General features: G+C 68.1%; 9 protein-coding genes and 1 tRNA gene. 2 read left to right on the forward strand and 8 right to left on the reverse strand.

All coding sequences use genetic code 11. The features are described from left to right. Nucleotides 1-52 precede the first annotated feature (52 nt). From VGI12_20000 to VGI12_20010, 3 genes are all read right to left on the reverse strand, one after another. Nucleotides 53-2,938, reverse strand: a complete 2,886-nt coding sequence (locus VGI12_20000) for a hypothetical protein (GenBank protein HEY2434963.1) — start codon at nt 2,936-2,938, stop codon at nt 53-55. Between the two features lie 157 nt (nt 2,939-3,095). Next, nucleotides 3,096-5,039, reverse strand: a complete 1,944-nt coding sequence (locus VGI12_20005) for a GspE/PulE family protein (GenBank protein ID HEY2434964.1) — start codon at nt 5,037-5,039, stop codon at nt 3,096-3,098. A gap of 228 nt (nt 5,040-5,267) precedes the next feature. Next, nucleotides 5,268-5,540, reverse strand: coding sequence for a DUF2934 domain-containing protein (locus tag VGI12_20010; protein ID HEY2434965.1), 273 nt, complete (start codon nt 5,538-5,540; stop codon nt 5,268-5,270). A 201-nt stretch (nt 5,541-5,741) separates the two neighbouring features. On the opposite strand from VGI12_20010, the gene VGI12_20015 reads away from it, so the two are divergent. After that, on the forward strand, nt 5,742-6,893 hold the full coding sequence (locus VGI12_20015) for a hypothetical protein (GenBank protein HEY2434966.1): 1,152 nt from the start codon (nt 5,742-5,744) through the stop codon (nt 6,891-6,893). Nucleotides 6,894-6,921: 28 nt separating this feature from the next. Here VGI12_20015 and VGI12_20020 read toward each other — a convergent pair whose 3' ends face one another. The 4 genes from VGI12_20020 to VGI12_20035 form a co-directional block, all read right to left on the reverse strand. Further along, on the reverse strand, nt 6,922-9,618 hold the full coding sequence (locus tag VGI12_20020) for an EAL domain-containing protein (protein HEY2434967.1): 2,697 nt from the start codon (nt 9,616-9,618) through the stop codon (nt 6,922-6,924). A 274-nt stretch (nt 9,619-9,892) separates the two neighbouring features. Beyond that, complete coding sequence (locus VGI12_20025; GenBank protein ID HEY2434968.1) at nt 9,893-10,834, reverse strand: amidohydrolase family protein; 942 nt, start codon at nt 10,832-10,834, stop codon at nt 9,893-9,895. Nucleotides 10,835-10,929: 95 nt separating this feature from the next. Beyond that, the gene (locus VGI12_20030) at nt 10,930-11,295 is read right to left on the reverse strand and encodes a hypothetical protein (GenBank protein ID HEY2434969.1); all 366 of its coding nucleotides are present in this window, start codon (nt 11,293-11,295) and stop codon (nt 10,930-10,932) included. Nucleotides 11,296-11,351: 56 nt separating this feature from the next. Continuing rightward, the gene (locus VGI12_20035) at nt 11,352-14,069 is read right to left on the reverse strand and encodes a protein kinase (GenBank protein ID HEY2434970.1); all 2,718 of its coding nucleotides are present in this window, start codon (nt 14,067-14,069) and stop codon (nt 11,352-11,354) included. A 30-nt stretch (nt 14,070-14,099) separates the two neighbouring features. Here VGI12_20035 and VGI12_20040 point away from each other — a divergent pair, with 30 nt between their 5' ends. Continuing rightward, complete coding sequence (locus VGI12_20040) at nt 14,100-15,194, forward strand: alpha/beta hydrolase-fold protein (protein HEY2434971.1); 1,095 nt, start codon at nt 14,100-14,102, stop codon at nt 15,192-15,194. A 38-nt stretch (nt 15,195-15,232) separates the two neighbouring features. On the opposite strand, the gene VGI12_20045 is transcribed toward VGI12_20040, so the two are convergent. After that, nucleotides 15,233-15,308: transfer RNA gene (locus VGI12_20045), tRNA-Thr, on the reverse strand. Nucleotides 15,309-15,429 lie beyond the last annotated feature (121 nt).

Raw genomic sequence — 15,429 nt, forward strand, 5'->3', positions numbered from 1 at the left:
GGCCTTCAGGCCTGCCTACCGGTTACCGAGCGGGACGTTTGAGATGGCGCGATCAGGCGCGCGCGACCGTGGCCGACGGCGATCGGAACCACCGGGCGAGGCGTCCGGGGCGCTCGGTGCGCGCGTCGGGCGCGCCGCCGCGCTTCGGCAGGTGAATCTTCACCACGATGTTCCCCGCGGGCTGCGCCTCCATCCAGAGATGGCCTCCGCAGGTTCCAATCAGCTCGACGAGGGCGCCCAGATCCACGCCCGCCTTGTCGAGCGAAACCGAGGCGCGCTCGACATCAGACGTCGACGCCGCCTGCGCCAGTTCGGTGACGGTGATGAGCACGTGATCGCCGGGGCGGACGTGCGGATGGCGGGCGACGAATCGGCGGCCGACCGCCGTGGTCGACAGGTCGATACGCATTTCGCCGCCGGCGGGCATCCGCTGGCGGGCGTAGCCGGCGACGTTGACCAGGATCCGCTCCAGGCGCTCGGCGGCGACGTCGACCTCGAACGATCCGGCTGACTTCGACAACGTCAGTTCGATGCGGTCGCCGACCACGCGCTTCAGGACCGGCGCGAGGTCCTGGAGGATGCGCTGGGCGCTGACCGGTTCGACCGTCCGCGCCTGGCTGTCGCCGTAGACGGCAAGCTGCCGCAGGTACGCCGCCACCTGCACCGCGTCGGTGACGAGACGCTCTCCGCGATTGCGGAGCCCGTCGTGCTCGTGGAACGCGGCGACGCAGTCGTTCGCGTCGCGGATGACATCGCCGAGCAGCGCGTCGCATCTCGTCGCGACTTCCGACGCCAGGCGGCCGACCGCCTCCATCTGCTGCGCGCGGCGGAGCCGCTCTTCGAGCGCGCGGACTTCGGTGACGTCTTCGACGACGATGTCGATCGATCCGGTGCTGGCGGCGAGCGCCTGAAGCCGGACCACCAGGTGGCGGCCGTCGCCGGGCGCCCAGCCGGTCTCGATCGTCTCGGTGCGGCGGGTGCTGCGCGCGCGGTCGAGCAGCCAACCCAGATCACCCGCGCACTCGAGCACGGTATCGGTGAACCGCCGGTTCCACACCTCGTCGGCCCTGCGGCGTCCGAGGATGGCGAGGAACGAGTGATTCGCCTCGGTGATCAGGCCTTCCGGCGTGCAGCGGCACAAGGCGTAGGGGGCGCGCTCGAAATCCCGCCGGCGCTCCTTGCGGCTCACTTCGAGGTGGGCCTGCAGATCGGGCACGCGCTCGGCATCCTGGCGTAGCGCTTCGGCGCGCGCCCGTGACGCGTTCAGCTCGACGCCGAGCGCCGCCATCCCGCTCTCGAGCCGGCCGATCTCCGATCGACTCGCCTCCTGCTCGCGGCAGAGGCGATCCTGCAGCTGCCCGATCGCGACGTGCGCTTCCTGTTCCACCAGCCGCTGCCGCTCGGCATGCACGATCAGCTCGCGATCGCGGTCCGCCAGCAGCGCCTCTATCCTCGCCCGCTCGGCTACGTGCGCGCCCGTGGTCTGCTCGAGCGTCCGGAACGCTGACTGCAGCTCGTCGAACGACTGGCGCAACTGCGCGTGTTCGGTGGCCGCCCGCTGCAGCTCCGACTGGCCGACCAGCCGCGTCCGCGAGTGCGCCTGTCGCTCGAGCGTGAGGGTGTCGCCGAGCTCCTGCGCCCGCTCCTGTGTCGACATCAGGAGGCGCCGGAGCGTCTCGCCTTCGAGCTGGAGTTGCCTGACTTCGTCGAGCGCCGCACGTTGCGCGCGGTCTGCCGCCGACCGCTCCCCCGCCAGCTGCGCCTGGAGCTGCAGCTGCCGATCGAGATTCCGACGGCGATGGCTGGCCAGCGCGTGCAGAAGACGGTGTCTGGAACGGTCAGCGTCCGTGCAGGTGTCGGCGAGCTCGCGCTCGAGCGCGGCGCGCGCCAGGGCGTCTTCCTGCCGGTCGGCTGCGTGGCCGGCCTGGATGTCCGCCATCTGCGCGGCAGCATCGGTCAATTCGACGGCGTGCCGCTCGTCGGCCTCCCGGTAGGCCGCTTCGACCGCCGCGAGGCGCTGCCGGAGGTGCCGAAGCGCGTCGGCCTCCTCCGTGAGCAGATCCTCGAGCGCGGCCTGACGCTCGTCGGCGGCGCCGCGGTCACGGTCGGCGCGCTGCCGTTCCTCGTGATACGCGGCATTCGCGTCCGCGAGTGCCGTCTGAAGCACGGCGCGGGCGGCCCCGCTCTCGGCCAGCGCGGTGCCCAGCTCCGCTTCGTGGCGACAGAGGCGCTCGGCGGCGGCGACCGCGTCGGCCTCGCGCGCCTCCCGGGTCTCCTCGAGCGTCGCAACCGCGGCGGCGAGCCGGACGGCGAGGACGTCGCGAGTCTCGGTGCTCTGCGCCAGCGCCGCCGTGAATTCGGCGTGACGCCGCGCCAGCTGATCGGAGAGCGCGGCGACGTCGGACGCCCGGCGCTCGTCGGCGATCTGGAGCGCCCGTTCGAATTCGAGCAGCCGTTCCTGGAGGCCCACCGCGATCTTCGCATCGCGGGCGCGCGACGCCACCGACTGCGCCTCGATCGCCGCGACGCGCGCTTCCGCCAATCCGGCTGCCCGGCGGGCGTCCACCCGCGCGCGCGCCCGTCCCATCGCGAGTGCCAGGCTGCGGGGAAGGTCCGTGTCGAGCGAGGGTCCCACCGGCACATAGCCGTCCGCCCCGGCGTTCAGCGTCGCGAGCGCGGCGTCGAGATGTGGCGACCCGTCGACGACGGTGACGGGCGTGTCCCAGCCGCCGGCGCGAAGCTGCTCGATGAACGGGGCGCAGCTCTGAGCCTGGACCTGGACGATGATTCCCGCAGTATCCGGGTTGGCCGTGAGCCACTCCATGGCCGAATCGGGCGTCTGCGCCCACGTCACCGAGGCGTCCCCGACGCTGGCGTGGAGGGCGTGAGCCGCCAGCGCGGCGTCGCTCCGGTCGAACCCGAGATAGAGAATCTTCATGGAAGCGGTCCCAGTTCTTCACGTATCGGGCGACCGTGTGCAGAACTGTAGAGAGAATCGGGTGATCCGGTGATCGGGTGATCGGGGGAATGGGTGATCGGGGGAATGGGTAATTCTGAAATCGGGCGATCGCCCGATCACCGGATCACCCGATTCTCTAGACCGCCAGTGCGATCGGCTCGTCCTGACGCCAGGGCTGGCGTTGGCGAAAATCGGCGATGGCGTCGTATGGCAGCATCCGGACCAGCTCCTCGAGGCTGGTCCGTCCGTCGCGCAGGAGGTCCCAGGCGCTGTCGGCCATCGAGAGCGTGTTGCGGCGGGCGCTGGCGCGGATCTCCTCGATCGGCGCGGACTTGTTGATGAGGATGATGTCCTCGTCGCTCGGCACCCAGAGCTCCACGATCGTCTGCCGGCCGCGGTAGCCGGTCTGGCGGCAGTTGGTGCAGCCCTGTCCTCGATGGAAGCGCAGCCCGGCCGGACGCTCCGGGAAGAACTCGCGCAGCAGTTGCCGCGACGGGTCGTACTCGGCGCGGCACCGATCGCAGATCCGGCGCACGAGGCGCTGGCCGACGACCCCGATCAGCGACGAGGCGACGGTATTGGGATCAATCTGCATGTCCATCAGCCGCGCGATCGCCCCGGCCGCGGTGTTGGTGTGCAGCGTCGAGAGCAGCAGATGCCCGGTCTGTGCCGCGCGGAACGCCATTTCCGCGGTTTCCTGGTCGCGAATCTCGCCGACCATGATCACTTCCGGGTCGTGGCGGAGGAACGCCCGCAGATAGGTCGCGAAGGTGTTGCCGATCTGCTCGTTGACCTCGGCCTGGCTGACGTTCTCGAAGATGTACTCGATCGGATCCTCCGCCGTCAGGATCCGGATGCCGGGACGGCACAGCGTCATCAACGACGCGTAAAGGGTCGTGCTCTTGCCCGACCCGGTCGGCCCGGTCACCAGCAGGATGCCGCTCGGGCGGCGCAGCAGCTGCTGCAGCTTCTCCTGGATGGGGGCTGGAAAGTGCAGCTGCTCGAGCGAGGCCGGCGCATTCTGGGCGTCGAGGATGCGGATCACCAGGCTCTCGCCGTAGTGGGTCGGGACGACCGAGACGCGCAGGTCGACCCCCTCGTGCTTGCCCTTGCGTTCGACCTTGACGCGAAAGCTGCCGTCCTGCGGACGCCGCCGCTCGGCGATGTTCAGCTTCGCCAGGATCTTCAGGCGCGAGAGGATCTCGCGCGCGCTGCGATTACACACCTCCAGCAGCTCGCCGGGCTCGAGATAGGAGAGGACGCCGTCGACGCGCATCCGCACCTGCACGCGGTCCGACAGCGTCTCGATGTGAACGTCGCTGGCACGGCGGGCGATCGCGGCCGCGATCAACTGGCGCACGATCACGTCGGCCTGCGCGTGCGACGGCTGTCCCGCGTACTTGCTGGTCGGCGGCGCCGGCGCGTCTTCTGCAATCACCTCGAGCGTACCGGCCGGCTCCGCCTGCCGCTCGTCGTAGAGCCGGATCAGCGCGCGGCGGACGGCCTCATGCGACGCCGTGACGACGCTGATGATCCGTTCGGTGGCGCGCGCCAGCTCCTCGACCACGGCGCGATGGGTCGGATCGTCCATGCAAACCGTCAGCATTTGTCCCGCCACCGCGATCGGCACCAGGTTGTGGCGCCGGGCGTAGTTGGCGTTGACGATGCGGGAAAGGCTGCGATCGAGGCTGATGCGATCGAGGTCGATGTACGGGATGTCCAGCTGCTGCGCGAGCGCCTGCCGGAGCTTCGTCTCGTCGAGATGACCGAGACGGATCAGGACCTGCCCGAGACTGCCGTGCGACCGCTTCTGCGACGCCAGCGCCTGTTCGAGCTGATGACGGGTGATCGCCCCCTGCTGAATCAGCACGTCGCCGAGACGCTGGCGCTTGCCGGCGCCGTCCAGCACGCCGTCGAGCTGGCCCTGCGTGAGCACCTTCTGCGCGATGAGGAGCTGGCCGAGCGTGTTCGGACTCTGTTGGTCTCGCTGCAGCTCGAGCGCGCGGGCAATGTCGCCGTTGGTCACGAGCCCCCGGCGCACGAGCAGTTCCCCGAGGCGGATTTCGCTGGATATGGACATCGGTGTCAGACGCCGCACATCTTCGCAAACTCGACGCCACCTCAGCAGGTCTGAGACCAGCAAAAATAGGCGGAAAACGCACCGAGACGAAAATTTGGATTCGATGCGATGTTCCGTTTCGTGACACAGGCCGATCAGAACGGAACATGGACACGGCTCCTGATCGGACGGCCTACGGGACGCGTCCGAAGCGATGGAGGGCGAAGGCGGCGTCGCGGCGCCGCCGACTCAGCTGCGCTTGCGCGTCGCGGTCCGTGAACGGACGGGCTTGCGGGCCGCCGGGCCCTGCACGACCTCGATCAGTTCACGTTCGGCGCGCAGCCAGTCGGCGAGCGGGTCACCGGGAGCGCCGTGCCGCTCGAGGAAGAACTGATAGGCGCGCTGGCGGATTTGCTCGTCGCCTGGAAAGGCGTTCGGCAGCTTTGTCGAGACGCCGCGCGTCTTCATTCGCGTCGTGGTGTGGATGGTGTCGGTCGTGTGTTCCGATTCGTTCGTGTGCATGGATCTTCGTAAGTGCGTCAGTCACCGGCCAGAGGGTACCTGGTCGTGAGTGGGAGACTCCACAAGTGTACGTGACCAGTGTAACGCCGGGAAGACGGCTCGGAGAACAGATCAGAGATAGAACGTCGTCATGCGCGCGATGTCCTGACCTCATCTGAGCCGGCGATCGGGTTCATGCACCCGCTTATGAGATCGCGTACGATGCGGACCAGACTCATGAAAGCGGCGGCGTGGGCAGCCCGGCTCGATGCGCGCCTCGTGTCCGCGCCGGTGGCGGTGCGAGCGACGCTGCTCGGCCTGACCATCGTGGCGATCCTCGCGCAGGCGCTCGCCTGGGTTCCGCGCTCGGTGATCGACTACTCGGACCTGCCGCTGCTCCACCGCATTCACCAGCAAGCCATCTTCGGCGGTGACACCGTCGCCGACGAATACGAGTCGCGCGTCGTGCTCAACGACGTGCGCGACATGTACACGAAGCTCGAGACCGAGCAGACGCCGATCGAGGCGCACTACTGGTCGAAGGCGGCGTCGGCTCCCTATCCGCCGGCCATGCTGCTGGTTGAGTCCGCGCTCTACGCGGCCGCCGGCCGGACGCTCACCGGCTTCTACGTTGCGGTGCTGATGCTCGCCGCCACGTTCCTGGCGCTGTCGCTCATCTACTTCCTGCGGACGCGCTGGTATCTGTTCCCGCTGCTCTATTTCAATTTCCAGTTTCTGGGCGAACGCTTCGTCGGCGTGCAGGATTGCTCGTACCTGGTGATGCTCGTCGTGCTCATGGCGGCGCTGTTCGCGGCCCGCGCGCGATCGAACATCGCCCACCTGCTCGTCGCTGTGGCGGCGACGATGAAGCTGTCGCCGCTCTTCTACGCGGTCGAGGTGTTCCGCATGCCGCGGCGCACCGCGATCGCGTTCGTCGCCATCCTCGTCGCCGGACTGGTCCTGCCCTGGTTCCTGTGGCGCAACTACCTCTACATCTATTCCTACGGCGCCGGACTCAAGGGCAGCCACTGGAACCACGTGTTCGCCGTGATCCTGGCGCCACTGTTTGCCGCGGCGGTGTGGCTCGTCGACCGGCGCGCCGGCTTCGACATGGAGGATCGCCTCGGGTGGTCGCTGGTGCCGATGGCGGTCTATTTCGGGGTCTACACCAACGGCGCGCGGCACCTGCTCCTGGCGCTCCTGATTCCCGACAAGCGCGCCTGGCGCAACCTTCCGGTCCCGATCACACTGGCGCTGCACACGCTCTTCCCGCGGCTCATCCCGCTCGGATCGGTGTTGACGATGATGTTGGGGATGCTGGCGGTGATTCTGGCCGGATATTGGTGGGAGGCGACCGTTCGCCGTCCGCAGTGACCAGTGGGCCGACGGCGACCTGCTGACGCTATGCGACCGCCTGCTGCCGCTTGGGCCCGAGCGGCACTGCCGCTCTGACGATCGCCTCCGCCGACTGCGTCGACACCGGTTTCGAGAACAGATAGCCCTGCGCATGCGTGCAGCCAAGCCGCTCCAGCTCTCGTGCCTGGATGTCGTTCTCGATGCCCTCGGCCACCACGCTCGTGTTGAGCGTGCGCGCCAGCGCCAGGATGCTCTCGACGATCGCCGGACGGCCGGGCAGCAGCAGGCTTGCGACGAACGAGCGGTCGATTTTCAGCGCGTCGACCGGCAGCTTGTGCAGGTGGCTGAGTGACGAATAGCCGGTGCCGAAGTCGTCGAGATAGACCTTGACGCCGAAATCCCGGAGGTCCCGCAGGATGCCGGCCGCTTCGCCGGGGCTGTCGAGCAGTGCCGTCTCGGTGATTTCGACGCGCAGGTGCGCGGGCGTCAGGCCGGTCTCGCGGACGGTCTGCTGCACGACACGCAGGAAGTTCTGCTGCACCAGCTGCCGGCTCGACACGTTGACGGTGATGCAGTCGAGGCCGGCGCCGGGGAAACGGCGCTGCCAGTCGGCAAAGGTGCGGCAGGCCTCTTTCATCACCCACGTCCCGAGTGGCTCGATCAGGCCCAGCTCCTCGGCAATCGGCACGAACATCGCCGGCGACACCGGCTCGTCGTTGCGCTTCCAGCGCACCAGCGACTCGAACCCGACGCACATCCCCGAGGCCAGCATCACGATCGGCTGGTAGTGCACCTCGAAGTCGTTCGCCGCGACCGCGCGCCGCAGATCGTTCTCGAGGCTCAGCCGATCGCGCACGCGCGCGTGCATGGCCGCGTCGAACACTTCGTGGCGCGCCTTGCCACGCGACTTGGCGTGGTACATCGCCGTGTCGGCGTCGCGCATGATCTCTTCCGGGTTGCCGTAGTGCGCAGGCCCGAAGGCGATGCCGATGCTCGCCGACGTGAACGCCTCGCGGCCGGCAATCGAGAACGGCGCGCTGAGCGTGTGCTGGATCCGCCCGGCGATGGCGTTGGCCTGCGTGTCGTCGTTTAGGCCGTTGAGGAACACCGCGAACTCGTCGCCGCCCAGGCGCGCGAGCGTGTCCCCCTGACGCAGGCAGGTCTCGAGGCGGCGCGAGGCGGCCACCAGCAGCTCGTCGCCGACCATGTGGCCGAGGCTGTCGTTGACGATCTTGAACCGATCGAGATCCAGATAGAGCACGGCGAAGCCGCCGCCCGCCCGCTGGCGGCTTTCCTCGAGCCGGCGACCGATGCCGTCGACGAACACCGCGCGGTTCGACAGGCCGGTGAGGGAATCGACGAAGCCGACGCTGCGCAGGCGCTCCTGCGCCGCTGCCTGCTCGGTCGTGTCGGTGAGCGATCCGGCGATCCGTACCGGCTTGTAACCCTTGCCGCGGACGGCCACGCCGCGACAGAGGAACCGGCGGTACTCGCCGTCTTCGTGCTTGATCCGGTGCTCGTGCTGGAACACCTGGGTCGTGCCGGCCAGATGCGCCTGCAGTGCGGCGTCGAGCTGGGCGAGGTCCTCGGCGTGCACGCGATCGAGCCACTCCGACGGTCCGCCGCTCGCGGCGTGCGCCGGGAGCCCGATCATCGCGCGCCACCGCGCCGAAACGTAGAACTCCTGCGTCTGCAGGTTCCACTGCCAGAGCCCGTCGTTCGCTCCTTCCGCCGCGAGGGCCAGCCGCTCGCCGCTCCGCCGCAGCTCATGCTCGGCGCGCGCCCGCTCGGTCGTGTCCTGCCAGAGGAGCGCCACCCCGCCGGTGACCGGCACGATCCGGACCTGCGCCATGCGCGTCTCGGTGCCGGCGGGTAGCCGCAGGTTGTTGAGCACCCGCGTCTGCTGGTCCTTCATGGTGTCGGCGATGGCGCGCGGCAGATCGCTCCCCGAGAGCGCCGGCACCGCCGAGGTGATCGGCCGCCCGATCGCCTGCCGCGCCGGCGTTTGCAGGAGACGCTCGAGCGCGTCGTTCCACATCGTCACGCGGCCGGCGGCGTCGAGGACTGACATCCCCTGATCGAGGTAGTCGAGCACTTCGCGCCGGCGGTGCTGCTCGTCGAGCCGGTGCACGTAGTCGGCGTAAGTCCGGTAGCCGAGCCAGAGCGCCACGCCGAGCACCGGCGCGACGTTCCACATGCGGCGATCGATCACCTGAACGACGCCGATCGAGACGACGGCGCCGAGGAGATACACCGGACACCCGGCCAGCGCGCGGCGCGGCCATGAACGGTCGATGCTGCGCCGGCGGGCCAGCGGGACCACGACTTCGACAAGCAGGCCCTGCGTGAGGTGATAGGCCACGACCGCCGCCGCAATCGGCACGGCCAGCCACGGCCACAGAAACGCGTTCGGGATGAATCGCGCCAGCGCCGCGTGCACCAGCTCGGCGCTCTCGATCGCGACGACGACGACCCCGGTATCGAGCAGCGCCTGCACGGGGACAGTCCGGCCCGTCACGAACCCCGGCGTCAGCGTCACGGCGGCGCCGACCAGCATCGCCACGTTCGAGCCCTCGAGCAGGAGCGTCGTGAAGACGATGATGAAGGCCGGCGGCATGATCGCGCGCTGGCTGGCGGAAGGATCCTGCGCACGCAGACAGGCCGTCAGCATCGCCGACAGGGCAAGCGCACCAAGCTCGAGGAGCCTGGACGTCGGCGTCCAGCCCGCGAGCCACGGCGTCAACACTGTGGCGGCCAAAAGCCCCACGAAAGCAAGGACGGCGAGACGGCGGGAGATGGCCATGTACAGACGACGAAGTATGCCTGGTGTGCAAAGGCGACACCACAGAGTGGTTAACCATAAGCTTTATAATGTCAACCACTTGCAAGCTGGAGCCTGAGCGGAGCGCTCACCTTGTGTTCCGGGACGGAACAACGGCAGCGACAAGACTGTGTGCGGGGTTCTCGAGAACCCCGCGGAGACGCGAGGCTTTTTCGCGGCGTGCGGGTGGCGGCGTCTACGCCGGGATGCGAAGCAGCCGGTGCGCGTTGTCCCAGGCGATCTTGCTGAAGATCTGCGGGGGCGCCGCAGCCTTCAACACGGCGAGTGTTTCACGCGCGACGCACCTGCCCGCAAGCCGCGCCGCCGCCGGGTTGTTGGCCTGGCTGACGCCAGCGCCGTGGCCGTCGCTGCAGCTGCAGTCGCTGCCGAAGAGCAGCTTGTCCTGATGGCGCTTGAGGAAGTCGGGGGTAAAAGATGGATCACGCGACAGGGCGTTGTTGCCCGAGTTCGCCGAGCAGTCGCCATATAGGTTTGCGTAGTCCGAGAGCAGGCGATCGGTGAGGCCGCCCCTCGCGATCGGCCCCGACGGATACGCGGCTTCGTTGTGGTAGTCGGCGCTCACGTTCGCCCAGAAGGCGTCGGCATGGCCGATGAACGTCGTCCGGGGAAAGGCCTTGAGGATGCCTTCGAAGGTCTTCGCGTAGCCGGTACTCCACGTGCCTTCGCCTTCGAAGTGATCGACTTCCTGGAAGTGGATGAGCACCGGGACTTTCAGCTCCGCCGCGAGCGCATACATGCGGCGCAGTTCGGGACCATCCGCCGCGACATGGAACTTCAGCTCGCCGAAACCCTGCGCACCGTCCTTGACCGCCTGCGTGAGCTGCGCTTCGGCCTCCGGCTTGGTGATATCGACCGCATTGAACCAGGTGAACCGATGCGGCGCGAGCGTCTCGACACTCTGGACCTGATCGCGAACCGCGCCACGCGTCAACAGGTTGGCCTTGGTTATCCCGGCGCCGTCGACGTGGGCGAGGTTCGCGGCGGCGGCGGGACGCATGTGGTGATGCAGATCGAACACCGGCGAACCCCATTCGCTCGACGGGGCGCCCTGGCGCCGCAGCAGCGGCAGGACGGCGGCTGCGGTGACGGTTTCAAGGAATTCTCGCCGGCTCGGCATGCCGGGAGCATAGATCAAGTGTCGCGAACGGCCGGCGTAATTCAACCGCGGCCGACGACCGGGCGATCGGCCTATTTCGCGGCGCGACAGCCGCGTCACTCCACCTTCGTCGGCTTGACGTCGATAGGGACCGATCGGTCGTCCTCCGCCGGCGGTACCTGTCTGCGCCGCACCGCGATGAGGAGCGCCACGCAGCCGGTCCAGGTTGGCAACAGATCGGCGACCGGCACGAACTCGATGACGAAGGTGGGGAGCAGCAGTGGATGGAAGCCGATGAGTACGGAGACGACGATCATCGTGGCGACGTCGAGAATCTCGTCGGCGAAGACCCAGCCGAGCGGCCCGAGCAGGAACTGCAGGATGTCGGTGGCGGCGGCGACGGCGTAGGCGGCTCGGATGCGCGCCCGCGTCAGGCCCGACGCGGGCGGACCCCAGAGCCGGGTGGCCCAGGTCCACGTCATGCCTCCAGTTTACGACGCGAGTATCGATCGGCGACGGGTCAGCCGAGCCGTTTGCGCTACTTCACGGTCAGCGTCATGGCGAGCGCCACCGCGAGGACGAGCGATCGGCGCGTCATCGCTTTCCGTTGAACGTCGCCAGCCAAATTTCCCCCTCCGTCCCCGTCTCGGTGTAGGTGATCCAGCGCGCGTCGGCGGTCAGCCCCACGCTGCGGCCCGATGGAGTAGCCGCCGACCGGCAGGAGCAGCTTCGTCGCACGAGTCCGGACGTCCGCGAGCAGAATACCGGCGTCGTTGCGAACCAGCAGGCGGTCGTTGTCGGGCAGCCAGACCGGGGTGCTCCAGTTGAACGTCGGCATCGGGATGACGGTGAACTGGCGGGCGGCGATGTCGTAGACGGCGGTCCCCCCCGTCGTGGAGTCGCTGTGCATCGCCAGTCCGGCGAGACGGCGTCCGTCTGCAGACCATGACGCCGGCCAGAAGGCGGTGTCGGCGGCAATCTGCGGCATCGACTCTGCCGGCGGCTGCGCCGGCGGCTGCGTCACGTCGATGATCTGCCACCAGGGCTTGGACACCGCTGAGGCGGGGATGCGCCTGCCATCGGGCGCCCACGTCGGAAAGTTCAGCGGCAGCAGGCTCCGCGTCAGGCGCTCGAGGCCGCTGCCGTCCGGACGCACCGTCCACACCTCGTAACTGCCGCTGCGATCCGAATAGAACAGGAGACGTTTTCCATCCGGCGACCACTGCGGGCTCCGGTTCCGGAAGTCGTCGTCGGTGATGCGGCGGTACTCCGAGCCGTCCGTCCGCGCGACGATGATCGACTCGCGCTCGCCGGTTTCCATCAGCGCCACCCACTGCTGATCGGGTGAGATCGCGTGGTCGCGGATGGCGTGGGAGCCCTTCAGCATGGGGACCGGCGATCCGGTGACCGTCTCGCGTACGGAATCGAACGGCAACTTGAAGAGCGTCGATCGCCAGTTCACGCTCGCGAAGGCCAGGCGCGAGCCGTCGCGCGAGAACGAATAGAAGCCGCTCCACGCCGACGGCGTCGTGATCGGTTCCGGCTGGCCGCGCGTGCGGCCGGTGGCCTCGTCGATCGCGACGCGCCACAGGTTCATCGTGCCACCGCGCCGGCTCGAGAAATAGAGGAAACGGCCGTCGGGCGACCATGCCGGACTCCAGTCGACCGCGGTGTCGTTGGTGACTTCGGTCGGGCCCGTGTCGAGCTCCGATCCGTCGGCCGCGATGGTCCAGAGATCGCGCTGCCCGCTCCCTTGGCGCAGACCCCAGTAGGCGATGCGCTGGCCGTGCGGCGACCACGCCGGCTGCATCCCGTCCGCGTCCTTCAACACCTGCCGCCGGTCGCCGCTGGCGACGTTCAGGACGGTCAGCCCATCGGCCATCGATCCGCGGTCGGTCGGGGAGATGAATCGGCCGTGCGAGACGACGATCTCCTTGCCGTCAGGCGACCAGCTCGGGTTGTAGCCGACGTCGGTCAGCCGGCTGACCGACTCGCCCGTCGCCGCCATGATGAAAATGCCGCCGCCGTCCCGTTCGGAGCGGAACGCGATGTGCTCGCCGTCGGGCGAGAACACCGGGGTGCTGTTGCCGGCGGGCGCGTTCGGCGTCAGCAGCACCGGGGTGCGCGATCCGACCCGCAGCAGATACAGGTTGTTGTCGTCCATCGCGACGTGCGTGTAGACGACGGTCTTGCCGTCGGGCGAGAGCGTGGGCTCCGTGCTGATGCCGCGGACGTCCGAGATCTGCTGGAAGGTCAGGGGCTGCGGACCCGCTTCGGCGGCGTTCGTCCACAGGTAATGGCCGCCGGCGATCCCCGCTCCGACGAGCGCGGCGGTGAGGCCCAGCCGCCAGGCCGGTCTCCGGCTCGGCACCGACAACACTGCCGCCGGTCCACTCGAGGTCGATACGCCCGCCTGCGCCTTCAGCGCGAACGCGAGGTCGCGCGCCGACTGAAAGCGCTCGCCCGGCTCCTTCTCGAGACAATGGCGGACCAGCTGATCCAGCGACGCGGGAATCGCGGCGTCAGGACGAGCGATCTCGACCGGATCTTCGCGGAGCACGGCGGTCATCGTCTCGGCGGCGGTCGGCCGCTCGAAGGGCTTGCGCCCGCTGACCATCTCGAACAGCACGCAGCCGAGCGAAAAGATGTCGGATCGATGGTCCGCAGGCAACCCTTTGACCTGCTCGGGCGACATGTAGCCGACCGTCCCCATCACCATGCCGGGATCCGTCTTGCGAAAGAACGTCGGGGAATTCGCGTCCTCAGCGTCGGGCATGTGCATCGGACGCGCGAGACCGAAATCGAGAATCTTCACAAGCCCGGCCGACGTGACGAAGAGGTTTTCCGGCTTGATGTCGCGGTGCACGAGTCCGGCGTCGTGTGCGGCGGCGAGTCCGAGCGCGACCTCACCGGCGATCGAGACGGCCTTCTTGATCGGCAGCGCCCCGCCGGCGAGGCGTTCGCGCAGCGTACCGCCTTCGAGCAGCTCCATCACGACGTAGGTCACTCCAGCATCGGCACCGACGTCGTGGATGGCGAGGATATTCGGGTGCGAGAGGGCCGCGACCGCTCTGGCCTCCCGCTCGAAGCGGGCCCGCGAGTCGGGGTCCGCAGCCAGGCTGGCGGGCAGCACCTTGATGGCCACGTCGCGGTCCAGGCGCGGATCGCGGGCGCGATAGACTTCGCCCATCCCGCCTGCGCCGAGGGGACCGGCGATGGTGTAGGGGCCGAGAGTCGCGCCCGTGGCAAATTGCATCCGAAGCTCGGCTATTATCCACGTAACGACATGAAACCATCGCTCTTTCTCGCGCTCGCCATGGCCGTCGTCCAGCAAGCCGCGGCGCCGCCGCGCCCCCAGCCGCCGACCCGCGATCCACACACACCCGGATACGTCGACGCGAAGGAACTGCCGGACGGGACCGTGCCGCCGGTCTCCGTCGACGGTAATTTCATCGTCGGCCCGACGCACCCGCCGGCGCCCGAGGTGGCCACGCGCGATCTGGACGGTACGGTCTCGACCTTCACGATGAGTTCGGTCGACAGCACGCGCTATCCAGGCATCGCGCGGGACGCCGGCACCTTCGGTACGCCGGATCCGAACGACCCGGCAGCGCTGATCGTCACGACGAGTCATCCGGCGCCGTACACTCGCCGCGTCGCCGTCTACGTGCCGAAGCAATACGTCGCTGGCACCGCGGCGCCGTTCATCGTCGGCGCCGACGGGCCGGATCAGCTGCTCTTCAACGCGCTCGACGCCCTGATCGCGGCGAAGAAGGTGCCGGTGATGATCGCGATCTCGATTTCCAACGGCTCCGGCGACGCGCAAGGGAGCCAGCGCGGTCTCGAATACGACACGATGTCGGGACGCTACGCGGAGTTCGTCGAGCACGAGGTGCTGCCGCTCGTGGAGAAGCAGTACAACGTCAAGCTCTCGACCAATCCCGACGAGCGCGCGACGATGGGGACGAGTTCGGGCGCGTCGGCGGCGCTCAGCATGGCGTGGTTCCATCCCGAGTGGTATCACCGGGTGCTGAGCTACTCGGGCACGTTCATCAATCAGCAGTGGCCGCACGATCCGGCGTTTCCGCAGGGCGCGTGGGGCTATCACCAGACGCTCATCCCCAATTCGTCCGCCAGGCCGATCCGCGTCTGGCTCGAAGTGGGCGACCGCGACCTCTACAACCCCAACGTCATGCGCGACGACATGCACGACTGGGTCGTCGCAAACGAAAACATGGCGCGTGTCCTCGCCGCGAAAAACTACCACTATCAGTTTGTCTTTGCCCGCAACGCCGGCCACGTGGACGGTAAAGTGAAACAGCAACTCCTTCCCGAAGCCCTCGAATGGCTGTGGCAGGGCTACCAGCCCGTGAAAAATTAGCGCCGCCTGGCATCGACGCACCTTCAAAAACTGAAAGATGGAGCCGGCAATCGGGTTCGAACCGATGACCTGCTGATTACAAATCAGCTGCTCTACCAACTGAGCTATGCCGGCGTTTTGTGAGAGGCAGGGAATCTAAGCACAGATCACTGTAGAGACAAGCCTGTTTCCTCCGTTAGCATCCCAGAGGCGCAATTGCCCACGCCTAGCGGTCGTAGAGGCCGACGTTTTCCTC

It is taken from the genome of Vicinamibacterales bacterium (assembly GCA_036496585.1).
GTDB lineage: Bacteria > Acidobacteriota > Vicinamibacteria > Vicinamibacterales > 2-12-FULL-66-21 > JAICSD01.